This is a genomic window from Burkholderia sp. MSMB1459WGS, from assembly GCF_001534535.1.
Lineage (GTDB): Bacteria > Pseudomonadota > Gammaproteobacteria > Burkholderiales > Burkholderiaceae > Burkholderia.
On sequence record NZ_LPMU01000089.1, the window covers coordinates 1 to 26,229 of the forward strand.

The following is a 26,229-nucleotide window of genomic DNA, read 5'->3' on the forward strand; positions in this document are numbered from 1 at the left end:
AACCTCCCGTTCCTATTGGGAAAATTGCCTCCGAAACACTAACACTCATTTGTGTCCAGGATTTCTAGAGCAGATCAATGGGTCGCTTTTTTATTGCTTGCGCCGAACGCCGGTCACGCGAAAGCCGTCTGCGCGTCGAATGCAAACCCTTTCGGCGCAGCCTGCGGATCGTCGAACGTCACGATCTCGTACGCGTCTTCGTGTGCGAGCAACTCGCGCAGCAACGCGTTGTTCAGGCCGTGGCCCGACTTGTACGCGGTGTACGAAGCCAGCAGCGGGTGGCCGATCACGTACAGGTCGCCGATCGCGTCGAGCATCTTGTGCTTCACGAACTCGTCGTCGTAGCGCAGCCCGTCGTTGTTCAGGATCCGGTACTCGTCGAGCACGATCGCATTGTCCATGCTGCCGCCGCGCGCCAGGCCGATCTCGCGCAGCATCTCTGCTTCGTGCGCGAAACCGAACGTGCGCGCACGCGCGATCTCGCGCACGTACGACGTGGTCGCGAAATCGACTTCGAGCTCCTGGCCCGTCTTGTCGACGGCCGGGTGGCGGAAATCGATCGAGAACTTCAGCTTGAAGCCGAAATACGGATCGAGACGCGCGAACTTGTCGCCATCGCGGATTTCGACCGGCTTCTTCACCTTGATGAAGCGCTTCGGCGCGTTCTGCTCCTCGATGCCGGCGGACTGGATCAGGAACACGAACGTGGCCGCACTGCCGTCCATGATCGGGATTTCCTCGGCCGTCACGTCGACATACAGGTTGTCGATGCCAAGGCCCGCACACGCGGACATCAGGTGCTCGACCGTCGACACGCGCACGCCATCCTTCTGCAACACCGACGCGAGTCGCGTGTCGCCGATCGACATCGCCGATGCGGGAATGTCGACCGGCGTCGGCAGGTCGACGCGTGAAAAGACGATGCCCGTGCCGGGCGCGGCGGGACGGAGCGTCAACTCGATCTTGCGGCCCGAGTGGACACCGATACCCACGGTCTTCACGATGGATTTGATGGTGCGCTGCTTCAACATGGTCTTCTTCGTCTTGATTGAAGATATCAATCAGGAGTTATATTCGATAGGCGGGATTATAGCGTAATTCCCTATTCGACGCTGTCCGAAACTGCGTATCAATCTGTTTCGACAGTTTACCCGCGCCGATACGGGACGGGCCGATGCCCGGAACGGAGGCGTTTCCGGTCATCAGCCCGTGTTACAACTGCCCTGAGGCCGGCGAGCAGCGTTGCCGGAAGGCAACGGCGCACCGCACGATCAGGACGTCAACGTCGCGAGAACACTCGCCGCATCGCTCACTTCGAACTTGCCCGGCGCCTCGACGGCCAGCGTCTTGACCACACCGCCGTCAATCACCATCGCGTAGCGCAGGGAACGAATTCCCATGCCACGCGCGGACAAATCCTGCGTCAGCCCCAGCGCATGAGTGAAAGCCGCGCTGCCGTCCGCCATCATGCGCACCTTGCCCGCGGTGTGCAGATCACGTCCCCATGCGCCCATCACGAATGCGTCGTTGACGGACACGCACCAGATCTCGTCGATCCCCGCCGCGCGCAATTGCTCGGCGTGCTCGACGTAGCCCGGCACATGCTGCGCCGAGCAGGTCGGCGTGAACGCGCCCGGCAATCCGAAGATCACCACCCGCTTTCCCGCAACCTGGTCGCGCACGCTGTAGGCGTTCGGCCCCAGCGTGCACCCTTCGCGCGCGTCGTCGACGAACTCGAACAATTGCGCGTCGGGCAGCGCGTCGCCCACTTGAATCATGGCTGGTCCCTCATAGCGATACGGTTTTTCAGCGTGTTGCGGACAGCACGGCCCATCCCGCCCCGCTCGAGCGGAGAGGGCACCTTTCCCGGCCCGGCGTCGCATCCGACGCGGCCTGTCGTGGTCCGTAGCATCCGTCACGCCGGCGATACCGCGGCGGTGTCGCCGCGGCTTCGCCTGTGTTTGCGTCAGTCAGCCTGCTTGCGCAGGAAAGCCGGAATGTCGTACGTGTCGACACCCTTCTCCTGCAGCGCCTGCACGTGCGATGCCGCGGTTTCGCGCGAATTGCGCCACACCGCCGGCGTGTCGAGCGCGCCGTAGTCGGCCGTGCTGACGTGATGCGGCTGCGCATAGCCGTGCGACACCGCGCTGACCGGCTGGTTGTCCGTACCCGTGCGCAGCAGCGTCATCGGAGCCGACTGCTGCTTCTTCGCCGCACGGCCCAGACCCGTCGCCACGACCGTCACGCGCAGTGCATCGCCCATCGCGTCGTCGTACACCGCACCGAAGATCACCGTCGCATCTTCCGCCGCGTAGCTCTTGATCGTGTTCATCACTTCGCGCGTTTCCGACAGGCGCAGCGAACGGCTCGACGTGATGTTGACCAGCACGCCGCGCGCACCCGACAGATCGACGCCTTCGAGCAGCGGGCTCGCCACGGCCTGTTCCGCCGCGAGGCGTGCGCGATCGACGCCGGCGACCGTCGCCGTGCCCATCATCGCCTTGCCCTGCTCGCCCATCACCGTCTTCACGTCTTCGAAGTCGACGTTCACGAGGCCGTCGACGTTGATGATTTCCGCGATACCTGCCACCGCGTTGTTCAACACGTCGTCCGCGCACTGGAAGCACTTGTCCATCTCGGCGTCGTCGCCCATCACGTCGAACAGCTTGTCGTTCAGGACGACGATCAGCGAGTCGACGTGATCCTCCAGTTGCTGCGAGCCTGCTTCGGCGACGCGCATGCGCTTGCCGCCTTCGAACTCGAACGGCTTGCTGACGACACCGACCGTCAGAATGCCCATCTCCTTCGCGATCTGCGCGACCACCGGTGCCGCGCCCGTGCCCGTGCCACCGCCCATGCCGGCCGTGATGAACACCATGTGCGCGCCGCGCAGTGCGTCGGCGATGCGCTCACGCGCTTCTTCCGCTGCCGCACGACCCATTTCCGGCTTCGCACCGGCGCCAAGACCCGTGTTGCCAAGCTGGATCACCGACGATGCGCGCGAACGCGACAGCGCTTGGGCGTCCGTGTTCATCACGATGAAGTCGACGCCCTGCACGCCGCGGTTGATCATGTGCTGGACGGCATTGCCGCCAGCGCCGCCAACGCCGACCACCTTGATGATGGTGCCGTTGGTTTCGGTTTCCAGCATTTCGAATTCCATTGTTGCCTCCGTCAAGAGAATGACTGCTACTCGGCCGTTATTCGGCAGGAGATCGGGCAACCCCCTGTCGCGCGCCAGCCGCCGGCACCAGCGCGAATTTCGATTCGGTTTGTCAGAAGTTGCTCAGGAACCATTCCTTCATCCGCGAGAACACTTGCCCCGCGTTGCCGGACTGCACGGCGACCTTGCGGCCGCGCATGCGCTGAGCACTGCCTTCGACGAGCAGCCCCATCGCCGTCGAGTAGCGCGGATTGCGCACGACGTCGGCGAGGCCGCCTGCATATTCCGGCGCGCCGATGCGCACCGGTTTCAGGAAAATGTCCTCGCCGAGTTCGACCATGCCCGGCATCATCGACGCGCCGCCGGTAATGACCACGCCGGAGCTCAGGAGTTCTTCGTAACCTGATTCGCGCACGACCTGCTGCACGAGCGAGAACAGTTCCTCGACGCGCGGCTCGATCACGGCCGCGAGCGCCTGACGCGACAGCGTGCGCGGGCCGCGTTCGCCGAGGCCGGGCACTTCCACCATTTCGTCCGGATCGGCGAGCGCCTGCTTCGCGATCCCGTAGCCGACCTTGATGTCTTCCGCATCCGGCGTCGGCGTGCGCAGCGCCATCGCGATGTCGCTCGTGATCTGGTCGCCGGCGATCGGAATCACCGCCGTGTGGCGGATCGCGCCTTCGGCGAAGATCGCGATGTCCGTCGTGCCGCCGCCGATGTCGACCAGCACCACGCCGAGATCCTTCTCGTCTTCGGTCAGCACCGCGAGCGACGACGCGAGCGGCTGCAGGATCAGGTCGTTCACTTCCAGCCCGCAGCGGCGCACGCACTTGACGATGTTCTGCGCGGCGCTCACCGCGCCCGTCACGATGTGCACCTTCACTTCCAGCCGGATGCCGCTCATCCCGATCGGCTCGCGCACGTCTTCCTGGCCGTCGATGATGAATTCCTGCGTGAGGATGTGCAGCACCTGCTGATCGGTCGGGATGTTGATCGCCTTCGCGGTCTCGATCACGCGCGCGACGTCGGTCTGCGTGACCTCCTTGTCCTTGATCGCGACCATCCCGCTCGAGTTGAAGCTGCGGATGTGGCTGCCCGCGATCCCCGTGAACACGTTGGTGATCTTGCAGTCGGCCATCAGCTCGGCTTCCTCGAGCGCGCGCTGGATCGACTGCACGGTGGCCTCGATGTTCACCACCACGCCTTTCTTCAGACCCTTCGACTCGCTCTGGCCGAGACCGATCACCTCGTAGTGGCCCTCGCCCTTCAGCTCGGCGACGATGGCCACCACCTTCGACGTGCCGATGTCGAGGGAAACCAGCAGATCCTTGTAGTCTTTGCTCATAAAGTGCTCTTGCGTGTGATCTCTCGTTACTTCTTGCGCTTGTCGGTATCGGTCAGGAACCGCATGCCCGCCGCGCGAATCGCGAATCCGTTCGGATAACGCAGATCCGCGTACTCGATGTCGTTGCCCCAACGCTCCGTGACGGCCGGCCACGCGGCCACCAGACGCTGGCTCCGGTCATGCAGCGTGTCGCTGTTGCGCTCCTTGCCCAGCTCGACCTGCATGCCGTTCGACAGCTTCACCGTCCACGCGTACCGCGCCGACAGCGTCACCTCTTCCGGCGCCGCCTTCAGCGGCGCAAACCATTTCCCGAAGTCGCGATACCGCGCGACGACTTCCTTCGCACTGCCTTCCGGGCCGTCGAACGCCGGCAACTCCTGCTCCAGCTCGCCCTGATTCGCGGTGAACAGCTCGCCGTCCACGCTCACGAGCTGATCGCTGCCCCAGGTCCCGAGCGGTTTGTACTCCTCGAGCGTGACAGCCAGCGCATTCGGCCACACCCGACGCACGCTCGCGTGACGCACCCACGGCATCTGCTCGAACGCGGCGCGCGCCGTGTCGAGATCGACCGTGAAGAAATTGCCCTTCAGCCGTCCAACCACGCCCGCGCGCACCGTCGGCGAATTGATGTGCTCGGTGTCGCCGTCGATCCGGATTTCCCGCAGCGCGAACGTCGGGCGCTGGATCAGCCAGTAGCAGCCGGCCGCCGCCAACACGAGCAGCAGCAGCGCATACAGCGCGCTGGCGGCAAGGTTGAGTTGGCGAACGTTGTTCCACATACGTCGTTCCGTTCCTGCGTCAGTCGTTGAGCGTGAGCGACAGCACCTTCACGACCAGCTCCGAATAGCCGATGCCGACCGCGCGCGCGGCCTTCGGCGGCAGCGAGTGGTCGGTCATCCCGGGGGCCGTGTTCACTTCCAGGAAATACGCATTGCCGGCCGCGTCGAGCATGAAATCCGCGCGGCCCCAGTCGGTGCAACCGAGCACGTCGAACGCACGGCGCGCGATGCGCTTCAGCTCCGCTTCCTGTTGCGCCGGCAGGCCGCACGGGATCAGGTACTGCGTATCGTCGGCAACGTACTTCGCGTGGTAGTCGTAGAACTCGCCGGCCGGCACGATCTTGATCAGCGGCAGGTCGAGATCGCCGGCGATGCACGCGGTGTATTCGCCGCCGCCTTCGATGCTCTTCTCGACGATCACGATCTTGTCGTGCGTCGCGGCTTCCTCGAGCGCGGCCGGCAGCGCGTCCGCCGTCTTCACCTTCAGCACCGCGACACTCGAGCCTTCGCTCGCCGGCTTCACGAACAGCGGCAGGCCGAGCTTCGCGACGATGTCGGTCGCGTGCGCGGCCAGGTCGTCGCCGCGCATCACCGTCTCGAACGGCGGCGTCGGCACGCCCGTCTGCTGCCACACGAGCTTCGTGCGGAACTTGTCGAGGCCGAGCGCCGAGCCGAGCACGCCGCTGCCCGTGTAGCGAATGCCGTAGAAATCGAGTGCGCCCTGAATCTGGCCGTTCTCGCCGTAGCCGCCATGCAGCGCATTGAACGCACGCACGAAGCCTTCGTCCTTCAGTGCCGACAGCGGCCGCTCGGCCGGGTCGAACGGATGCGCGTCGACGCCAGCGTCGCGCAGGCCCTGCAGCACGAGGCGGCCCGAGGTGAGCGACACCTCGCGCTCGGCGGATTCGCCGCCGAACAACACCGCCACCTTGCCGAAACGTTTCGGATCGATCCCGCTCATGTCATGCCTTCTGTTGAATGTGTTGCGCGAGCTTCGCCGGCACGCCGCCGATCGAACCCGCGCCCATCGTGATCACCACGTCGCCGTTCTGCGCGACCTTCGCCAATGCCTCCGGCACGTCGTCGACCGTCGCGACGAACACCGGGTCGACCTTTCCCGCCGCGCGCAGTGCACGCGACAGCGCGTCGCCGCTGGCCGTCGGAATCGCGGCCTCGCCGGCCGCATAGACTTCCGTCAGCACCAGCGCATCGACCGTCGACAGCACGTTGACGAAATCGTCGAAACAGTCGCGCGTGCGCGTGTAGCGGTGCGGCTGGAACGCCAGCACGAGGCGGCGGCCCGGGAACGCACCGCGCGCGGCCGCGATCGTCGCCGCCATCTCGACCGGGTGGTGACCGTAATCGTCGATCAGCGTGTACTGGCCGCCGTCCGCGCTCGGCACTTCGCCGTAACGCTGGAAGCGTCGGCCGACACCGTTGAATTCCGCCAGCGCCCGCTGGATCGCGTCGTCCGCCACGCCGAGGTCGGTCGCGATCGCGATCGCCGCGAGCGCGTTCTGCACGTTGTGCAGGCCCGGCATGTTCAGCACGACCGCGAGCGGCGCGCGACCTTCGCGGATCACCGTGAAATGCATCCGGCCGTCGCGCGCGTCGATGTCTTCCGCGCGCACCTGCGCGTCCGGCGACAGGCCGTAGCGCACGACCGGCTTCGAGATGAACGGGATGATCTGCCGCACGTTCGGATCGTCGACGCACACGACCGCGCTGCCGTAGAACGGCAGGCGCTGCGTGAATTCGATGAACGCCTGCTTGAGCCGCGCGAAATCGTGGCCGTAGGTGTCCATGTGGTCGGCGTCGATGTTCGTGATGACTTCGATCACCGGATAGAGGTTCAGGAACGACGCATCCGACTCGTCGGCCTCGGCGACGATGAAATCGCCCGTGCCGAGCCGCGCGTTCGCGCCGGCGCTGATCAGCCGGCCGCCGATCACGAAGGTCGGGTCCAGCCCGCCCGCCGCGAGCACGCTCGCGACGAGGCTCGTCGTCGTGGTCTTGCCGTGCGTGCCGGCGATCGCGATCCCCTGCTTCAGGCGCATCAGCTCCGCGAGCATCACCGCGCGCGGCACGATCGGCACGCGCTTCGCGCGCGCGGCCAGCACTTCGGGGTTGTCCGAGCGCACGGCCGTCGACACGACGACCGCGTTCGCGCCCTCGATGTTCGCCGCATCGTGGCCGATCGCGATCCGCGCGCCCAGCGCCTCGAGACGATCGGTCACCGCATTGCGCGACAGGTCCGAGCCGCTGACCGCGTAGCCGAGGTTGACGAGCACTTCGGCGATGCCGCTCATGCCCGCGCCGCCGATCCCGACGAAATGAATGTGTTTGACGATGTGTTTCATTGCAGTTGTTCCAGGTTCGCGCCGGCCGCCTTCGCGCAGACGCGCGCGACTTCGTCGGTGGCCTCGGGCTTCGCGAGCGCGCGCGAACGTTCCGCCATGGCCGCGAGCGATGCCCGCGACTGGCCGCGCAGCCAGTCGGCGAGCAGTTCCGCCGACAGGTCGCGTTGTTGCACCAGCACGGCCGCGCCCGCATCGGCGAGGAACGCGGCGTTGGTCGTCTGATGATCGTCGACCGCGTACGGGAACGGCACGAACAGCGCCGCCACGCCCACCGCCGCGATCTCCGACACCGTCATCGCGCCCGACCGGCAGATCACCAGATCCGCTGCCGCATACGCGGCCGCCATGTCGTCGATGAACGGCACGAGCCGCACGTCTTCGCCGGCCGCGAAACCGGCCGCTTCGTAATTCGCCTTCAATGCGTCGATGTGCTTCACGCCGGCCTGGTGCACGACGCGCGGCCGCTCGCCCGGCGTCAGCCGCGCCAGCGCGCGCGGCACGACTTCGTTCAGCGCGGCCGCCCCGAGGCTGCCGCCGACCACCAGCACGTTGAGCGGGCCGCTGCGCGACGCATAGCGTGCCTGGGGCGATTCGATGTGCGCAAGTTCCGCGCGAATCGGGTTACCCGTCCATTCCGCGTGCGGCAGCGCGCCGGGGAACGCAACGAGCACGCGCTTCGCGAGTTTCGCGAGCACCTTGTTGGTCAGGCCCGCGATCGAATTCTGCTCATGCAGCACGAGCGGGCGCCCCGACAACGCGGTCATCACGCCCGCCGGGAACGTGATGTAGCCACCCATCCCGAGCACGACGTCCGGTCGCACGCGGCGCAGCGCGCCGAGGCTCTGCCAGCATGCACGCAGCAGGTTGACCGGCAGCGTCAGCTTGGTCTTCAGGCCCTTGCCGCGCAGCCCGCCGAACCGCACGTACTCCATCGGAATACCGTGCTTCGGCACGAGCGTCGCTTCCATCCCGGCCGGGTTGCCGAGCCATACGACGCGCCAGCCCGCCGCTTCCATCCGGTGCGCGACCGCGAGCCCGGGGAACACGTGGCCCCCGGTGCCGCCTGCCATCACCATCAGCGTGCGTTGCGACGCGGTCATACCTTCCCTCCGCGCATCAGTACGCGATTTTCGTAATCGACCCGCAGCAGCACCGCGAGCGCGACGCAGTTCAGCAGGATGCCCGAACCGCCGTAGCTCACGAGCGGCAGCGTCAAGCCCTTCGTCGGCAGCAGCCCGAGGTTCACGCCCATGTTGATGAACGTCTGCGCGCCGAACCAGATGCCGATGCCCTTCGCCATCAGGCCCGCGAACGTGCGATCGAGCGCGAGCGCTTGACGGCCGATCTCGAACGCGCGGCGCACGATCCAGTAGAACAGCAGGATCACGACCAGCACGCCGACGAAGCCGAGCTCCTCGCCGATCACCGCGAGGATGAAGTCGGTATGCGCTTCCGGCAGGTAATTCAGCTTCTCGACGCTGCCGCCGAGGCCGACGCCGAACCATTCGCCGCGCCCGAACGCGATCAGCGAGTGCGTGAGCTGGTAGGCCTTGCCCTGCGCGTAGCGCTCGTCCCACGGATCGAGGTACGCGAAGATCCGCTCGCGACGCCACGGCGACAGCCACACGAGCATCGTGAACGTGCCGACCGCCGTCGCGACGAGGCCGCCGAACAGCTTGCCGTTCACGCCGCCGAGGAACAGCACGCCCATCGCGATCGCGGCGACCACCATGAACGCGCCCATGTCGGGCTCGAGCAGCAGCAGCGCGCCGACCAGGCCGACCGCGAACGCCATCGGCAGGAAGCCCTTCGCGAAGCTCTGCATGTATTCCTGCTTGCGCACCGTGTAGTTCGCCGCGTAGATCGTCACCGCGAGCTTCATGATTTCCGACGGCTGCATGTTGGTGATGCCGAGCGGAATCCAGCGGCGCGCACCGTTCACACCCTTGCCGACGTGCGGGATCAGCACGATCACGAGGCCGACGAGCGCGATCAGGAAAAGATGCGGCGCGTACTTGTCCCAGGTCGACACCGGCACGCGGAACGCGATCACCGCCGCGACGAACGCGACGGCGAGCGACACGCAGTGACGCATCAGGAACGCGTAATCGTGATACGACGCGTATTTCGGCGAATCGGGCATCGCGATCGACGCCGAATACACCATCACGACGCCGAGCCCGAGCAGCGCGATCGCGACCCACAGCAGCGAATAGTCGAAATCGAGCATCCGCGAACGGCTCGGGCGCACGCCGTTGACGACGCTCGCGAGGCCGCCCGTCGCGGCGCGCGTGGCCGATGCGACGCGGCCGCCCGCGGCATTGCCGCCGGTGTCGCGCCGGTCGTTGAAACGGGAGACGAGGCGATCGGACCAGCTCATGGCGTCGCTCCTTTGTCGATGGCGATTTCGTCGACCGCCGCGCGGAACACTTCCGCGCGATGGGCGTAGTTCCGGAACATGTCGAGGCTCGCGCACGCGGGCGACAGCAGCACCGCGTCGCCCGGCTCGGCCAGATCGGCCGCCGCGCGCACCGCGCCTTCGAGCGTCGCGTGGTCGGCGAGCGGCACGCCCGTTTCGGCGAGCGTGTCGCGGATCGCGGGCGCGTCGCGGCCGATCAGCATCACCGCGCGGCACCAGCGTGCGACTGGAGCAACGAGCGGTGCGAAATCCTGGCCCTTGCCGTCGCCGCCGGCGATCAGCACGATTTTCTGCGCGAGGCCATCGAGTGCGGCAACCGTCGCACCGACGTTCGTTCCCTTGCTGTCGTCCACATAATCGACGTCGTCGATCGTCGCGATCACTTCGACGCGATGCGCTTCGCCGCGGTATTCGCGCAGCGCGTGCAGCAGCGGCGCGGCCGGCAGGTCGATCGCACGCGCGAGCGCGAACGCGGCCAGCGCGTTCGCCGCGTTGTGCAGCCCGCGGATGCGCAGCGCGTCGGCCGGCATCAGGCGCTTCTGCGCGATGTCGGGCGTATGCGCGGCGTCGCGCTTGCGCCGGCGCGTCGTCGCCGCTTCATCCGGCGCGTCGCGATCGACGGCTTCCACCAGCCATGCGATACCGTTGTCGCGCGACAGCCCGTAGTCGCCGTCCTGCGTCGGTTCGTTCAGGCCGAACGTGACCGTGCGCGGCGCGTCGGCCGCGCCGGCTGCCGGCGCGAACTTCATCACGGCCGCGTCGTCGCGGTTCAGCACGCGCGTCGTCGTCGCGCCGAAGATCCGGCCCTTTGCCTGCGCGTACGCGTCGAAGCTGCCGTGCCAGTCGAGGTGGTCCTGCGTGATGTTGAGGATCGCGGCGGCATCGGGCGCAAACGTGCGCGCGGTCTCGAGCTGGAAGCTCGACAGTTCGAGCACCCATACGTCGGGCAGCGCGGTGTCGTCGATCGCGCTCGCGAGCCGGTCGAGCATCGCCGGGCTGATGTTGCCCGCGACGGCGACCTTCTTGCCCGAGCGCTGGCACAGCAGGCCCGTGAGGCTCGTCGTCGTGGTCTTGCCGTTGGTGCCGGTAATCGCGAGCACCTTCGGCTGGTAGCCGCTCGTGCCGAGCGCGCGCAGCGCCTGCGCGAAGAATTCCAGCTCGCCCCACACCGCGATACCGCGCTCGTTCGCGGCCGCGACCAGCGCCGCGAGTGCCGGCTCCAGCGGCGACAGCCCGGGGCTCAGCCCGACGAGTTCGATGCCGCCGTCGAGCAGCGCGGGCGTGAACGCGCCGCCGACGAATTCCGCATCGATGCCTTCGGCCTGCAGCGCGGCAAGGTTCGGCGGCGCCTCGCGGGTATCGGCAATGCGCAGCCGGCACCCGTGCCTCGCGCACCATCGCGCGATCGCGAGACCCGATTCCCCGAGCCCCAGTACGAGCACCATCGGCCGTTGCCGATCTCCAAACATCTCGCCAGACATCCTTGTTACCTTTCCTTTACCGCAGCTTGAGGGTGGTCAGACCGAACAGGCACAGCATCAGCGTGATGATCCAGAAACGCACGACCACCTGCGTTTCCTTCCAGCCGGACAATTCGAAGTGGTGATGCAGCGGGGCCATCTTGAGCAGCCGCCGCCCTTCGCCGTAACGCTTCTTCGTGTACTTGAACCACGAAACCTGCAGCATCACCGACAGCGTTTCCGCGACGAAGATGCCGCCCATGATGAACAGCACGATTTCCTGGCGCACGATCACCGCGACCGTGCCGAGCGCGCCGCCCAGCGCCAGCGCGCCGACGTCGCCCATGAACACCTGCGCGGGGTGCGTGTTGTACCAGAGGAACGCGAGCCCGGCCCCGCCCATCGCGGAACAGAAGATCAGCAGTTCGCCCGCGCCCGGAATGTGCGGGAACAGCAGATATTTTGAATAGACCGCGCTGCCCATCACGTACGCGAACACACCGAGCGACGCGCCGACCAGCACGACCGGCATGATCACGAGGCCGTCGAGGCCGTCGGTCAGGTTCACCGCGTTGCTCGCGCCGACGATCACGAAGTAGGTCAGCACGATGAAGCCCCAGACGCCGAGCGGGTAGCTGATCGACTTCAGGAACGGCAGCATCAGGTCGGCGCGCGCCGGCAGCCCCATCGACAGGCCGCTCCTCACCCACGCCATGAACAGGTCGAACACGCGCACGTTGTTCGCCTCGGACACGCTGAACGCGAGGTAGACGGCCGCGAACAGCCCGATCACCGATTGCCAGAAATACTTCTCGCGCGACGACATCCCGCGCGGGTCCTTGTGGACGACCTTGCGGTAATCGTCGACCCAGCCGATCACGCCGAAACCGAACGTGACGAGCATCACGATCCAGATGAAACGGTTCGTCAGGTCGCCCCACAGCAGCGTCGCGACCGCGATGCCGATCAGGATCAGCACGCCGCCCATCGTCGGCGTGCCGGACTTGACGAGGTGGGTCTGCGGGCCGTCCTTGCGCACGGCCTGCCCGACCTTCATTTGCGTCAGCTTGCGGATCACCCACGGTCCGCACACGAGCCCGATCCCGAGCGCGGTGATGGTGGCCATCACCGCACGGAACGTGAGGTACGTGAACAAGCGCAAAAAGCTTGCGTCTCCTTGCAGCCATTGCGCCAGCGCCAGCAGCATGCTTCCTTCCTTCTACTCAGTGTGCGGCGGGCACGGTGCCCGCCGCGGGTTGGTTCGTCAGCGCGTCGACCACGCGCTCCATCTTCATGTACCGCGAGCCCTTCACGAGCACCGTCGCCTGCGCGCCGTAACCGGCCGCGAGCAGCGCCGCCACGAGCGCGTCGACGTCGCCGAAATGGCGCGCCGTGTCGCCGTATGCGGTGCACGCGTCGCGCGATGCGTCGCCGAGCGCGAACAGCGCATCGATTCCGCGTTCGCGCGCGTACGCACCGATTTCGCGGTGGAATGCCGGCCCTTCGTCGCCGACTTCGCCCATGTCGCCGATCACCAGCACGCGCGGCGCCGGATGCGCGGCGAGCACATCGATCGCGGCACGCATCGAATCGGGGTTCGCGTTGTACGTATCGTCGACGATGGTTGCGCCCGCAAGACTGCCGACGCTCGCCTGCCTCACCTGCAGCCGGCCCTTGACCGGTTCGAACGATTCGAGGCCCTGCCGGATTGCCGACAGCTCGACGCCGGCGCCGAGCGCCGCGGCCGTCGCGGCCAGCGCGTTACGCGCGTTGTGCTCGCCGAGCGCACGCAGCCGCACCGTGACCGCGCCGACCGGCGTGTCGATCGCGAGTTCGCCGCTGTGCACGCGCCCGACGACCTGCGCGTCGCTCTGGCGTTCGGCGTCGTGCAGCGCGAAATCGAGGATCCGGTTGCCGGTCGCCGCGACGCGCCAGATGCCCGCGTACGCGTCGTCGGCCGGGAACACCGCGACGCCGTCCGGCGGCAGCGCGTGGATCACGGCCGCGTGTTCGAGCGCGACGGCCTCGACCGTCGCCATGAATTCCTGATGCTCGCGCTGCGCGTTGTTGACGAGCGCGACCGTCGGCGCGGTAAGGCGCGCGAGGACTTCGGTTTCGCCCGGATGGTTCATCCCGATCTCGATCACCGCGAGACGATGCGCGGCCGACAGGCGCAGCAGCGTCAGCGGCAGGCCGACGTCGTTGTTCAGGTTGCCGGCCGTCGCGAGCCGCGCGTCGGCGCCGACCGCCGCCGCGAAGATCGACGCGATCATTTCCTTGACGGTCGTCTTGCCGTTGCTGCCCGTCACCGCGACGAGCGGCAGCGGGAATCGCATCCGCCAGCCGTGCGCGAGCGCGCCGAGGGCGGCGCGCGTTTCGCCGCCTTCGATCAGCGGCATCGCGATGCCCGCCGGCGCATGCGCGACGAGCGCCGCGGCGGCCCCGCGCGCGGCGACGTCGCCGAGGAAGTCGTGCGCGTCGAAACGCTCGCCCTTCAGCGCGACGAACAGGTCGCCCGGGCCGACCGTGCGGCTGTCGGTCGACACGCGGTCGAACGTGACGCCCGCGTCGCCGCGGACGGTGGCGCCGGGAATCAGGCGGGCGGCTTCGCCGAGACTGAGCATCGTCATTCGGCGCCTCCCTTGCCGTGCGTCGCGCGCGCTGCGAGCGCGAGCCGCGCGTGATCCTGATCGGAGAACGCGCGCTTCTTGCCCATGATTTCCTGCGTGGCCTCGTGGCCCTTGCCGGCCAGCACGACGACATCCTCGCGTGCGGCGCCGCGCACCGCCTGCAGGATCGCGCTCGCGCGATCCTCGATACGGCGTGCGCGATCGGGCACGATCATGCCCGCGACGACCTGGTCGATGATGCGCTGCGGATCTTCGCTGCGCGGGTTGTCGCTCGTGACGACGACTTCGTCGGCGAGCCGCTCCGCGATCGCGCCCATCAGCGGACGCTTCGTCGCATCGCGATCGCCGCCGCAGCCGAACATGCAGACGAGCCGGCCGCCGCGCGCTGCGGCGATCGGGCGCAGCGCGTCGAGCGTCTTTTCGAGCGCGTCGGGCGTATGCGCATAGTCGATCACGACGAGCGGTTCGTCGTTCTGCAGCCGCCCGCCAAGCCGCTGCATCCGGCCGTTGACCGACTCGAGCCGCTCGATCTCGGCGAGGGCCGCCGCAAACGGCACGTCGGCCGCGAGCAGCGAGCCGAGCACGGCGAGCAGGTTGCTGACGTTGAACGTGCCGAGCGTGCCGACCTCGACGTCCGCGTCGCCCCACGACGAACGCAGGCGGAATGCGGTACCCGTCGCGGTCGCGCGCACGTCGAGCGCGACCAGTTCGCGATCGGCGTCGGGCGCCTGCACATCGCCGATCCCGTACGCGATCGTGCGCACGCGGCCGGCCAGCTTCTCGAGCAGGCGGCGGCCGGCTGCGTCGTCGCGATTGATCACCGCCGCGCGCAGGCCACGCCATGCGAACAGCTTCGCCTTCGCGGCCTCGTACGCGTCGAACGTGCCGTGATAGTCGAGGTGATCCTGCGTGAGGTTCGTAAACACCGCGATGTCGAACGCCGTTCCGTTCACGCGCCCCTGGTGCAGCGCGTGCGACGACACCTCCATCGCCACGGCCTGTGCGCCCGCGTCGCGCAATTGCGCGAGGCTGCGCTGAAGTTGCGGCGCGTCGGGCGTCGTGAAGCCGGTCGGCACGAGCTGGCCGGGCATCCCGCTGCCGAGCGTGCCGATTACCGCGCACGGCTGGTGCAGCGCCGTCAGCGCGGCGGCGATCCATTGCGTGCACGACGTCTTGCCGTTCGTGCCCGTGACACCGACCGCGAGCAGGCTGTCGCTCGGATCGCCGTACCAGCCGCTGGCGATCTCGCCGGCGAGCTGGTCGAGCGCCGGTACCGCGAGCGCGACGGGTACGGTCTGCGCGTCGGTCAGCCCTTCCGGCTGATACAGCACGGCGGCCGCACCGCGTGCGACGGCATCGGCCATGAAAGCGCGGTTGTCTGCCCCGTCGACCGCATACGCGACGAACACGTCGCCAGCGTTGAGGCTGCGCGTGTCGGCATGCAGTTGCGCCGCGGGGGCCACATGCTGACGCAGCCACGCGAGCGCGGCTGCGATCTGCTGATGCGCCGGATGGGAACTGCGGGCGGCGCTCATCGAACAACTCCTGGTGAATTACGCGTCGTGCTGGACACGATCATATGCTTTGCGCCGCTCCCCGCGGCCAGCTTTTGCGGGCCTTTTGCGGGAGCGGATTCCGGCGAATCGTCGGACACGACGAGCTGCTTGATCGGCATGTTCGGCGGGACGTTCAGCGCACGCATCGTGTCGCCGGCGATCGCCGAGAATACGGGGCCGGACACCTGGCCGCCGAAGTGGCTGCCGGCGGTCGGCTCGTCGACCGACACCGCGATCACGACGCGCGGATTCGGCATCGGCGCCATCCCGACGAACGACGCACGGTACTTGCGCGTGTAGCCGTGACCTTCGTGCTTGTATGCGGTACCGCTCTTGCCGCCGACGCGGTAGCCCGGCACGGCCGCATCCGGCGACGTGCCGCCCGGCGCGACCACCGTCTCGAGCATCGCACGCACTTCGCGCGCGGTGGTCGGGTTGAACACCTGCGTGCCCGCGACCGGCTGATTGGGGTCGGTCTTGAAAATGGTCACGGGCATCAGCTCGCCGTCGTGTGCGATCGCCGTGTACGCCCGTGCGAGCTGGAACAGCGACACCGACAGGCCGTAGCCGTACGACATCGTCGCCTGCTCGATGCGGCGCCAGCTCTTCCACGGACGCAGACGGCCGGCCACCGCGCCCGGGAACCCGACCTTCGGCGCCTGACCGAGGCCGATGCTCGTATACATATTCCACATTTCCTCGGGCCGCATCGTCATCGCGATCTTCGTCGCGCCGATGTTGCTCGACTTCTGGATCACGCCGCCGACCGTCAGCGTACCGAAACCCGCGTCGTCGGTGATCGGCGCGCCGTCGAGCACGAAATGCCCGTTGCCCGTCTCGACGAGCGTGTTCGGCGTCACGCGGTGCAGGTCGAGCGCGAGCGACACGGTGAACGGCTTCATGATCGAGCCCGGCTCGAACACGTCGGTCATGATCCGGTTGCGCAACTGCTCGCCCGTCATGCGCGAGCGGTCGTTCGGGTTGTACGTCGGGTAGTTGACGAGCGCGAGCACTTCGCCGGTACGCACGTCGACGACCATCGCCGCGCCGGCCTTCGCCTTGAACTTCTCGACGGCGGCCTTCAGGTTCGCGTACGCGATGTACTGGATCTTGCTGTCGATCGACAGGTCGACGTCGGTGCCGTTGTGCGGCGGAATCTGCTCGGCGACGTCCTCGACGATGTGCCCCATCCGGTCCTTGATCACGCGACGCATGCCCGACGTGCCGGACAGCATCTTCTGGTCGCCCAGTTCGACGCCTTCCTGCCCTTCGTCCTCGACGTTCGTGAAGCCGATCAGGTGAGCGGTGATCTCGCCTTCCGGATAGAAGCGCTTGTATTCGTTGCGCTGATAGATACCGGGAATGTCGAGCGCGGCGACCTTGTCGGCGACGTCGATCGGCACCTGGCGCTTCACGTAGACGAAACCCTTGTCTTCCGACAGCTTCACGCGCAGCTCCTTCGACGTCATGCCGAGGAGCTTGCCGAGCTGGTTGATCTTGTCCGCGTCGAGATCGTCCGGCACCGCGTCCGGAATCGCCCAGATCGCGCGCACCGGCAAGCTCGTCGCGAGCACGAGCCCGTTACGGTCGAGAATCTTGCCGCGCGTCGCCGGCAGTTCGATCGTGCGCTGATAGCGGCTTTCGCCCTGCTTCTGATAGAACGCGTTGCCCGGCCCCTGGATCCAGAACGCGCGAGCGGCCAGCGCGACGAACGCCATGAACAGCAGGAACACGACGAGCTTCGAGCGCCACATCGGCAAATGGACGCCGAGCACGGGGCTCGACGAGAACTTCACGTTCTGGCGCTTCGGAGACGGCTTCATCGCGCGCCCCCCTTGCCCTTGCCGGTCGTGTCGGCCGATGCAGCGATCGGCGCGTCGATCGCCTTCGCGGCGCCGGGCGGCAGCGTCAGGTATTGCGTGCGGCCGGTCGAGATCGGCTGCATTTTCAGCGAATCGTTCGCGAGCTGCTCGATGCGCGACGTCTTCGAGAGCGCGCTCTGCTGATATTGAAGCTGCGCATAGTCCTGCTGGAGCTGACGCTCCTGCGACTGCGCGCGCTGCAGCTGGATGAAGATCTGGCGTTGCTGGTTCGTCGAGTTGACGACCGACAGCGCGCAACCCATCACGATGATCAGCAGGAAGATGTTGAGGCGGCTCATGGCGTGACGCGCTCCGCGATGCGCATCACGGCCGAGCGGGCGCGCGGATTCGCGGCGACTTCCGCTTCGCTCGGAAACTGGCGGCTGATGATCTTGAGCGGCGGGCTCGGGAGGTCGACGGCGCGAATCGGCAGACGACGATCGACCGCAGGCGCGCTCGCGTGCGCCTGCATGAATCGCTTGACGATCCGGTCCTCGAGTGAATGAAAGCTGATGACCACCAGCCGCCCCCCTTGCTCCAGCAACGACAATGCCGCGTCTAGTACGACTTGCAGGTCCGCAAGCTCTTGATTGACGTGAATCCGTATAGCCTGAAAGGTGCGGGTTGCCGGATCCTTGCCCTTCTCACGGGTTTTGACGACGTGACCCACGATTTGGGCAAGCTCGCCCGTGGTGTCGAGAGGCCCAAGACGGTCGGACTCTGCCCGGCGAGCAACAAGCGCCTTTGCAATCTGAAAAGCAAACCGTTCTTCCCCATAATCCCGTATCACCTCCGTCAATTCCTGCACCGAAGCCCGCGCGAGCCATTCGGCCGCCGACTCGCCACGCGTCGGATCCATTCGCATGTCCAGCGGACCATCGGCGCGGAAGCTGAAGCCGCGCGCCGGATCGTCCACCTGCGGCGAGGACACGCCCAGGTCCAGCAACACCCCTGACACCTTCTCGACGCCGCGCGCCGCAAGCGCGTCGCGCATCGATGCAAAGCTGTCGTGCACGATCGAGAAGCGCGCATCCTCGATGCCCTGCGCCGTCTCGATCGCCCTCGGATCCTTGTCGAACGCGATCAGCCGCCCGGCCGGCGCCAGCCGCGCGAGCACCGCGCGGCTATGGCCGCCGCGCCCGAACGTGCCGTCGACATACACGCCGTCCGGCCGCGTCACGAGCGACTCGACCGCTTCATCCAACAGCACCGTCCGATGCCGCAATTCATTTCCCATCGCGGGCGTCTCCGTCACCGCAATCAGAACGTGAAATTCTTCAGCGCGTCGGGCATGCCCTGCGCCATCGCTGCCTGCTCCTTCGCGTTGTAGGTCTGCGAATCCCACAGCTCGAAGTGACTACCCATTCCCAACAACATGACTTCCTTTTCCAGTCCGGCTGCCATGCGCAGCTCGGGCGATACAAGAATCCGGCCCGCGCTGTCGAGATCGACGTCCATCGCATTGCCGAGAAAAATTCGCCGCCACCAGTGGGCGTCCATCGGCAGCGCAGCGATCTTGGCGCGGAACACTTCCCATTCGGGGCGCGGAAACAGCAACAGGCAGCCGTCCGGGTGCTTGGTCACAGTCACCCGTCCTTCTGCCTGTCCTTGCAGCGCTTCGCGATAGCGAGCCGGCACCGACATCCGCCCTTTCGCATCGAGCGTCAGCGCCGACGCCCCTTGGAACACTTTCCGCTCTCCCGTTCAGGGCACCGAAGCACCCGCTCAATGCTGAGAATTTAGCCGGAATAGCCTGCTAAATCACACAAAAATACACTTTCTCACACTGTCTCCCACTTTAGAGGAAGGGTGTGGCACGGTCAAGGGAGCGGCCCGCTTTTTTGACGAATTTTGTTAGTTAGAACAAGGACTTACGCGCGCATGCTCATGCGACCCCTCATTCCAAAAACCGTTATAAATGAATGAGCTAGTGCAACTTGTGAAGGTGATACGTGAGAAAGGCGGGCCAGACGGGCGTGCGGACGGGGCTTTCGGGGGCGGGAAAACGAGGAGTGAGCGGACGGTATCGGGGGCGGCGAACCGGGGCGACGTCCCACGCCACCCCGGCGCAAATCTCAGAGATAGTACGCAGTGCTCGTCATGACTTTCGACGCGGCGCGCATCAGCATCCGCGCAGGCAGCGGGAGTTCGATACCGCCTGCGTCGGTCGCTGCCTTGCCGTGCTTGACCTCGTCGATCCGCATCTGGTCGACGATCGCGCGCGACGCGGTGTCGGTCGCCGGCAGCTCGGACATATGGCCTTCGAGGTGGCTCTCGACCTGCCGCTCCGTCTCGGCCATGAAGCCGAGGCTGACCTTGTCACCGAGCGCGCCGGCCGCCACGCCGATCGCGAGCGCGCCGGCATACCAAAGCGGGTTCAGCAGGCTCGGGCGCGAATCGAGTTCCTTCAGGCGGTGCGCGGTCCACGCGAGGTGATCCTCCTCCTCGCGCGCGGCCTCCTCGAACATCGCCTTCGCCGATGCCGTGCGCGCGGTGAGCTTCTGCGCCTGATAGAGCGCCTGCGCGCAGACCTCTCCGACGTGATTCACGCGCATCAGCCCGGCCGCGTGCGTGCGTTCGGCGGGCGTCAGTTCGACGTCGGGCGTATCGGCCGGCACAGGCACCGGCCGGCTCATCCGGCTAATGCCGGTCAGCGATCGCAGGCCGCGATCGAATTCGCTGATCAGTTCATCCAACACCATCCTGTTCTCCTGGCTGCAGGTGCCGCTGCGCGCGGCAAAGGCACGAGTCCGCCGCGTAACCGACTTGATTATTCAGCGGAAATTGCGGTTAACCCGTGATTTTAACCATTGTTGCATAAAGGAAACATAGCGGCGTTGAGCTGCAGCATTTCGCTTTGTGGCAAAAAACGGCTTTGCTACATTACGTGCGACTTCTTGCGAAGTTGATGGGGCCCGTCAACAGAACATAACTATCCGCCCCGCCAAAAAAATTCAGTGATTCTTGGAGATCCGTTAATGAAAAAGTCGCTTCTCGCGCTCGTCGCGCTGGGCGCGTTCGCTGGCGCTGCCCATGCGCAAAGCAGCGTGACGCTTTACGGCATCATCGATGAAGGCCTGCTCTTCAACAACAACGCAGGCGGCAAGCACCTGTACAGCATGGCCAGCGGCGTGATGCAAGGCAGCCGCTTCGGCCTGCGCGGCACCGAAGATCTCGGTGGCGGCCTGAAGGCGATCTTCACCCTCGAAAACGGTTTCGACGTGAACAGCGGCAAGCTCGGTCAGGGCGGCCTGATGTTCGGTCGCCAGGCTTACGTCGGCCTGTCGAGCCAGTACGGTACGGTCACGCTGGGTCGTCAGTACGACTCCGTCGTCGACTTCGTCGGCCCGCTCGAGGCAGGCGACCAGTGGGGCGGCTACATCGCCGCTCACCCGGGCGACCTCGACAACTTCAACAACGCGTATCGCGTGAACAACGCGGTCAAGTACACGAGCCAGAGCTACGGCGGCTTCACGTTCGGTGGCCTGTACAGCTTCGGCGGCCAGGCTGGCCAGTTCTCGAAGAACCAGGTCTGGTCGCTCGGCGCAGGCTACAACAACGGCCCGCTGGTCCTTGGCGTCGGTTACTTGAACGCACGCACGCCGAACCAGTTCGGCGGCATGTTCAACAACGGGTCGACGTCGTCGTCGGTCTCGTCGCCGATCTACGGTGCGTACGCGAACAACGCGAACACGTACCAGGTCATCGGTGCAGGCGGCGCATACACGTTCGGCGCAGCGACGATCGGCGCGACGTACTCGAACACGAAGTTCAAGGGCTTCTCGGCAGGCCCGTTCGTGAACCAGACCGCGACGTTCAACAACGGCGAAATCAACTTCAAGTACCAGTTGACGCCGGCGTTGATCCTCGGCGCAGCGTACGACTACACGCAAGGCAGCAAGATCAACGGCAATTCGGCAGCCAAGTACCACCAGGGCTCGCTGGGCGTCGACTACTTCCTGTCGAAGCGCACCGACGTCTACGTGATCGGCGTGTACCAGCACGCATCGGGCAACGTGCTCGATTCCAACGGCAACGTCCTGAAGGCAACGGCAGCGATCAACGGTCTGGCCGGGTCGAGCACCAGCAACCAGGTTGCAGCACGCGTCGGTATCCGTCACAAGTTCTAATCAGCTTGTCTGACAAGCCGCAGCATATTGGAGGCGCCTTCGGGCGCCTTTTTCTTTTCTGACGGGGCGGGACGTTGGCGGGTCGGCGGGTCGGCGGGTCGCGTACGCCGCCCCGAGCCGTCAGCCCGAAAACAAGGCCTGCCGCCGCCTCCGCACGAAACGAGCGCTCCGCCGCAGCCGCAAACGAAAAACCCGGCAACAGGCCGGGCTTTGCGTTCAACCGTATCGTTGTGTGCGTTACGCGCGTCCGTCGCGCAATTCGCGTCGCAGGATCTTGCCGACGTTCGTCTTCGGCAGCTCCGTGCGGAACTCCACCAGCTTCGGTCGCTTGTACCCGGTGAGCCGCTCCTTGCAGTAAGCAAGGATGTCTTTGTCGGTCAGCGCCGGATCCTTTTTCACGACGAACAGCTTCACGGCTTCGCCGGAATGCTCGTCCGGCACGCCAACTGCCGCCACTTCGAACACACCCGGATGCGAGGCCACCACGTCCTCCACTTCGTTCGGATACACGTTGAAGCCCGACACGAGAATCATGTCCTTCTTGCGATCGACGATCTTCACGTAGCCACGCGCATCCATCACGCCGACGTCGCCCGTCTTGAAGAAGCCATCCGCGAACATGACCTTCGCGGTCTCGTCCGGCCGGTTCCAGTAGCCGGCCATCACCTGCGGCCCGCGGATGCAGATCTCGCCGGGCTCGCCGAGCGCGACGTCATTGCCGGCATCGTCGCGAATCGCAACTTCGGTCGACGGCAGCGGCAAGCCGATCGTCCCGCTGTATTCGGTGGCCGTCACGGGGTTGCAGGTCGCCACCGGCGACGTTTCGGACAGCCCGTATCCTTCGATGATCGCAGTGTGGGTCTTTTCATACCACCGCTTCGCGACGCCTTCCTGGATCGCCATGCCGCCGCCATTGGCGATCACTAGCTTCGACAGGTCGAGCTGATCGAATTCGGGATGGTTCAGCAGTGCGTTGTACAGCGTATTGACGGCCGGAATCGTCGAGATCTGGTAACCCTTCAGTTCCTTGATCATGCCGGCGATGTCGCGCGGGTTCGGGATCAGGACGCCCATGCCGCCCGTGCGCATCGTCAGGAAACCGCAGACGGTCAGTGCGAACACGTGATACAGCGGCAGCGCGACAACCGTCACGAATTGTTTCACGTCGGGGTACTTGTCGTGGGCCGGCTGATGCCAGGCGCCGGCCTGCAGCACGTTCGACACGATGTTCCGGTGCAGCAGCGTCGCGCCCTTCGCAACGCCGGTCGTGCCGCCCGTGTACTGCAGGAACGCGATGTCGTCGGGGCCGATCTTCTGCGGCTTGAACGCCTGTCGTGCGCCCTCCGAGAGCGCGGCCTTGAAGCGCGTGAATGACGGCAACTGCCACGCAGGCACCATCTTCTTCACGTGACGCACGACGTAATTGACGATCCATCCCTTGATGCCCAGCAAGTCGCCCATCGATGCGACGACCACGTGCTTGACGGCCGTATTGGCGATGACGGCCTGCAACGTCGACGCGAAATTCTCCAGGATGACGATCGCCTCCGCACCGCTGTCCTTCAGCTGATGCTCGAGCTCGCGCGGCGTATAGAGCGGATTGACGTTGACCACGGTATAGCCGGCGCGCAGGACCGCAGCGATCGTCAGCGGGTACTGCAGCACGTTCGGCATCATGATCGCGACGCGCGCCCCGCGAGCCAGGCCGCGGGACTGCAGCCAAGCGCCGAACTGACGCGACAGCCTGTCGAGTTCGCCGTACGTGATGCGCTTGCCCATGCAAACGAACGCGGTACGGTCGCGATACTGCCGGAAGCTTTCGTCGAGCAGGTCCGGGACGGACGGATAAGGAGAGGGGTCGATTTCGGCTGGAACGCCGGGTGGGTACGATTTCAGCCAAATTTTGTCCATACCGCGCGTCTCCTCACAGATTTTCGAATGGTCGTGCTAAAACGCATCGTAACGGCTCCCCCGCCCCGAGACAACAGGGTTAGATGTCCACTTCGAACTTGCGTGTCAATTTCGTCTGATCATACGGCGATATTCGATCAAATTCGCTCAACTTCCACAAGACAATCGTAAAACGTCGCCGAATTGCCCAGATCGGTCAGCGCCTGGCTCGTCACCTCATTCGCGTTCTTGCCGTCCGGTGAGAGTTTCTTCCACCAGATCGACAGCCCGACGACGAGCCCGGCGCGCGCGCGATCGGTGATTCGCGCGCGCGCCTGCATCGAGCCGCGGTCGTTGAAGATGCGGACGACGTCGCCCTCTGCGATGCCGCGAGCGCTGGCGTCGGACGGATGCATGTCCAGGTGCGGCTCGCCTTCCGTCGAACGCAGGCTGTCGACGTTCACGAACGTGCTATTCAGGAAGTGGCGGGCCGGCGGCGAAATCATCGCCAATGGATAGCGTGCGGCGAGCTCGGGCGCGGCTTCGGTGGATTCGAACGGCGGCAGGTAGTCGGGAACGGGATCCATGCCCATCTGCTCGAGGCGCGGGCTGTAGAACTCGCACTTGCCGGAGGGCGTGCGGAAACCGCCATTCGCGAACGGCGCCTCCGGCAGCTTGAGCTTCAGCCAGCCGGCCCGCTTCAGCGTGTCCCAGTCGCTGTCGAGCGCCGGATCGTCCCAGCGAAGCGCCGCGCGCGCGACCTCTTCGTCGCTTTGATAGAGCGCGGGCTCGTCAAGGCCCATGCTGCGCGCGATCCCGCGAAAGATCTCCGTGTTCGGCCGCGCGTCTCCCACCGGCGGAATCGCCGGCAGGTTCGCCATCACATAGGTATGGCCATACGATTTATGGACATCCAGATGTTCGAGCTGCGTGGTCGCCGGCAATACAATGTCGGCGAAATCGGCCGTATCTGTCTTGAAGTGCTCGAGAACGACCGTGAACAAATCGTCGCGCGCGAAGCCTGCGGCGACTTTCGACGAGTCCGGCGCAACCGCCACCGGATTCGAGTTGTACACGATCACTGCTTCGACTTTCGGCCCGAACGTCGCGTCTCCCGGATGCAGCAGCGCGTCGCCGATCGCGTTCATGTTGATGATGCGAGGCAGCTTGTGCGGCCAACCCGGCATCAGGTCCGGACGCAGCAGCGCCGCCTGATTGACGGGCGCCGATTCCGACGACGACAGCAGCAGGCCGCCTGCCCGATCGCGCCACGCCCCCGTCAGCGCCGGCAGGCTGGCAATCGCGCGCACGGCATTGCCGCCGCCGCGAACACGCTGCATGCCGTAGTTGAGGCGGATCGCTGCCTTCCGGGTAGCGCCGTAGCGACGCGCAAGATCGATCAGCACCGACGCGTCTATGCCGCAGATCTTCGCCACGCGTTCCGGCGGATAGGACATCGCGCGCGCCTTGAGCGCGTCGAAGCCGAGCGTGTGGTCGGCGATGTAATCGTGATCGAGCAGGTTTTCGGTAATCAGCACATGCATCATGCCGAGCGCAAACGCACCATCGGTACCGGGTTTCAGTGCGATGTGCTGATGGCATTTCTCTGCGGTCAGCGAACGATATGGGTCGATCGCGACAAGACGCGCGCCACGGCGCTTCGCTTCCTGCGCGCGGGTCCAGAAATGCAGGCTCGATGCAATCGGATTCGCGCCCCATATCAGAATCAGCTCGCTTTCCTCGAAGTATTCAAGGTGCATGCCGACACTGCCGCCGTATGTGTATCGCAGCCCCGCTGCGCCGGCTGCCGCGCAGATCGTCCGCTCCAGCCGCGAGGCGCCGAGCGTGTGGAAGAAGCGCTGGGCGATGCCTTCGCCTTGCACGAGCCCCATCGTTCCCGCATAGCTGTACGGCACGATCGCTTCCGGCGCGCGTGTGGCGATTTCACCGAGGCGGCGTCCGATCTCGTCGAACGCCTCACTCCAGCTGATCGGCATGAAGCGCCCTTCTCCCTTCGGGCCGACCCGCTTGAGCGGGACAGTGAGGCGATCGGGGTGATGAACGCGATCCGCGTATCGGCTGACCTTCGTACACAACACACCCTGCGTCGGCGGATGGTCGGGATCGCCCGTGACCTTGATTGCCTTGCCGTTCTCGACGGTCACTCGCATGGCGCACGTGTCCGGACAATCATGCGGGCAAACAGCCCGGGCTACCTGGGTGGCGGCGTTCATCGTTTTGAATGCAGAGATGGGGATTCGCAAATTTTACGTGGCCCCGCCGAATAAAGCGCCCATTTCGCACCGATTTTGGATTACCTGACCGAAGACGGGGCGAGGTGCCCGGCTCCAGGAAGTGGAGCTGGTCGCACAATCGCGCTTGACGATACGTTGCGGAGGGCAAGTTGCGATCTTGATCGAAGATGCGATCAATAATCGATTGAATCGCTGGAGATAGGGGCGATTGAGGGGATTTGATGTTGCGATTGATGCGGTAGTGATTTCCGCCGCACAAATGCAAAAACCCCCGCCTGATCGGGCGGGGGTTTCTGTCTTGAGGGGAGCCTGACGATTACCTACTTTCACACGGGAATCCGCACTATCATCGGCGTAGAGTCGTTTCACGGTCCTGTTCG

21 protein-coding genes are annotated in these 26,229 nt (G+C 65.7%); 1 reads left to right on the forward strand and 20 read right to left on the reverse strand.

Annotated features, from left to right (window positions below; all coding sequences use genetic code 11):
* Positions 1 to 113: 113 nt before the first annotated feature.
* The 18 genes from lpxC to coq7 form a co-directional block, all read right to left on the reverse strand.
* A complete protein-coding gene (gene lpxC, locus WT97_RS31795; protein ID WP_006487145.1) occupies positions 114 to 1,031 on the reverse strand; it encodes a UDP-3-O-acyl-N-acetylglucosamine deacetylase in 918 nt (305 codons plus the stop codon).
* 240 nt (positions 1,032 to 1,271) lie between these two features.
* Complete coding sequence (locus tag WT97_RS31800; protein WP_059500906.1) at positions 1,272 to 1,778, reverse strand: peroxiredoxin; 507 nt, start codon at positions 1,776 to 1,778, stop codon at positions 1,272 to 1,274.
* A gap of 188 nt (positions 1,779 to 1,966) precedes the next feature.
* Complete coding sequence (gene ftsZ / locus WT97_RS31805) at positions 1,967 to 3,163, reverse strand: cell division protein FtsZ (RefSeq protein WP_006477012.1); 1,197 nt, start codon at positions 3,161 to 3,163, stop codon at positions 1,967 to 1,969.
* 112 nt (positions 3,164 to 3,275) lie between these two features.
* Positions 3,276 to 4,508 carry a cell division protein FtsA gene (gene ftsA / locus WT97_RS31810; RefSeq protein WP_059500905.1) on the reverse strand — a complete coding sequence of 411 codons (1,233 nt, stop codon included), beginning with the start codon at positions 4,506 to 4,508 and terminating at the stop codon, positions 3,276 to 3,278.
* Between the two features lie 26 nt (positions 4,509 to 4,534).
* Positions 4,535 to 5,287: a cell division protein FtsQ/DivIB gene (locus WT97_RS31815; RefSeq protein ID WP_059500904.1), complete on the reverse strand. Its 753-nt coding sequence runs from the start codon at positions 5,285 to 5,287 to the stop codon at positions 4,535 to 4,537.
* A 19-nt stretch (positions 5,288 to 5,306) separates the two neighbouring features.
* A complete protein-coding gene (locus WT97_RS31820) occupies positions 5,307 to 6,248 on the reverse strand; it encodes a D-alanine--D-alanine ligase (RefSeq protein WP_060355123.1) in 942 nt (313 codons plus the stop codon).
* Position 6,249: 1 nt separating this feature from the next.
* Positions 6,250 to 7,647: a UDP-N-acetylmuramate--L-alanine ligase gene (gene murC / locus WT97_RS31825; RefSeq protein WP_060355124.1), complete on the reverse strand. Its 1,398-nt coding sequence runs from the start codon at positions 7,645 to 7,647 to the stop codon at positions 6,250 to 6,252.
* Complete coding sequence (gene murG / locus WT97_RS31830; protein ID WP_059500901.1) at positions 7,644 to 8,747, reverse strand: undecaprenyldiphospho-muramoylpentapeptide beta-N-acetylglucosaminyltransferase; 1,104 nt, start codon at positions 8,745 to 8,747, stop codon at positions 7,644 to 7,646. The genes murC and murG overlap by 4 nt, the downstream gene beginning before the upstream one ends.
* Positions 8,744 to 10,027 (reverse strand): putative lipid II flippase FtsW, encoded by a 1,284-nt coding sequence (gene ftsW / locus WT97_RS31835; RefSeq protein ID WP_059500900.1) that lies wholly within the window; start codon positions 10,025 to 10,027, stop codon positions 8,744 to 8,746. Before ftsW ends, murG begins: the two co-directional genes overlap by 4 nt.
* On the reverse strand, positions 10,024 to 11,535 hold the full coding sequence (gene murD / locus WT97_RS31840; RefSeq protein ID WP_059500899.1) for a UDP-N-acetylmuramoyl-L-alanine--D-glutamate ligase: 1,512 nt from the start codon (positions 11,533 to 11,535) through the stop codon (positions 10,024 to 10,026). Before murD ends, ftsW begins: the two co-directional genes overlap by 4 nt.
* 28 nt (positions 11,536 to 11,563) lie before the next feature.
* Positions 11,564 to 12,733 (reverse strand): phospho-N-acetylmuramoyl-pentapeptide-transferase, encoded by a 1,170-nt coding sequence (gene mraY, locus WT97_RS31845; protein WP_006477019.1) that lies wholly within the window; start codon positions 12,731 to 12,733, stop codon positions 11,564 to 11,566.
* Between the two features lie 16 nt (positions 12,734 to 12,749).
* Positions 12,750 to 14,156 carry a UDP-N-acetylmuramoyl-tripeptide--D-alanyl-D-alanine ligase gene (gene murF / locus WT97_RS31850; RefSeq protein ID WP_060036083.1) on the reverse strand — a complete coding sequence of 469 codons (1,407 nt, stop codon included), beginning with the start codon at positions 14,154 to 14,156 and terminating at the stop codon, positions 12,750 to 12,752.
* Complete coding sequence (locus WT97_RS31855; protein ID WP_060355125.1) at positions 14,153 to 15,691, reverse strand: UDP-N-acetylmuramoyl-L-alanyl-D-glutamate--2,6-diaminopimelate ligase; 1,539 nt, start codon at positions 15,689 to 15,691, stop codon at positions 14,153 to 14,155. Before WT97_RS31855 ends, murF begins: the two co-directional genes overlap by 4 nt.
* Positions 15,688 to 17,535: a penicillin-binding protein 2 gene (locus WT97_RS31860; RefSeq protein WP_059500896.1), complete on the reverse strand. Its 1,848-nt coding sequence runs from the start codon at positions 17,533 to 17,535 to the stop codon at positions 15,688 to 15,690. Before WT97_RS31860 ends, WT97_RS31855 begins: the two co-directional genes overlap by 4 nt.
* Positions 17,532 to 17,873 carry a cell division protein FtsL gene (gene ftsL, locus WT97_RS31865; RefSeq protein ID WP_034206321.1) on the reverse strand — a complete coding sequence of 114 codons (342 nt, stop codon included), beginning with the start codon at positions 17,871 to 17,873 and terminating at the stop codon, positions 17,532 to 17,534. Before ftsL ends, WT97_RS31860 begins: the two co-directional genes overlap by 4 nt.
* On the reverse strand, positions 17,870 to 18,811 hold the full coding sequence (gene rsmH / locus WT97_RS31870; protein ID WP_034206320.1) for a 16S rRNA (cytosine(1402)-N(4))-methyltransferase RsmH: 942 nt from the start codon (positions 18,809 to 18,811) through the stop codon (positions 17,870 to 17,872). The genes ftsL and rsmH overlap by 4 nt, the downstream gene beginning before the upstream one ends.
* Before the next feature lie 23 nt (positions 18,812 to 18,834).
* Positions 18,835 to 19,263, reverse strand: a complete 429-nt coding sequence (gene mraZ / locus WT97_RS31875; RefSeq protein WP_006487094.1) for a division/cell wall cluster transcriptional repressor MraZ — start codon at positions 19,261 to 19,263, stop codon at positions 18,835 to 18,837.
* Positions 19,264 to 19,649: 386 nt separating this feature from the next.
* On the reverse strand, positions 19,650 to 20,276 hold the full coding sequence (gene coq7 / locus WT97_RS31880; RefSeq protein ID WP_059500895.1) for a 2-polyprenyl-3-methyl-6-methoxy-1,4-benzoquinone monooxygenase: 627 nt from the start codon (positions 20,274 to 20,276) through the stop codon (positions 19,650 to 19,652).
* 276 nt (positions 20,277 to 20,552) lie between these two features.
* Between coq7 and WT97_RS31885 the strand changes: the two genes are divergently transcribed.
* Positions 20,553 to 21,704, forward strand: a complete 1,152-nt coding sequence (locus WT97_RS31885; RefSeq protein WP_059500894.1) for a porin — start codon at positions 20,553 to 20,555, stop codon at positions 21,702 to 21,704.
* Positions 21,705 to 21,941: 237 nt separating this feature from the next.
* Here the strand turns inward: WT97_RS31885 and WT97_RS31890 are convergent, their stop codons facing one another.
* Positions 21,942 to 23,615: a long-chain fatty acid--CoA ligase gene (locus WT97_RS31890; protein ID WP_059500893.1), complete on the reverse strand. Its 1,674-nt coding sequence runs from the start codon at positions 23,613 to 23,615 to the stop codon at positions 21,942 to 21,944.
* Between the two features lie 137 nt (positions 23,616 to 23,752).
* A complete protein-coding gene (locus WT97_RS31895; protein WP_059500892.1) occupies positions 23,753 to 25,828 on the reverse strand; it encodes a molybdopterin-dependent oxidoreductase in 2,076 nt (691 codons plus the stop codon).
* Positions 25,829 to 26,229 lie beyond the last annotated feature (401 nt).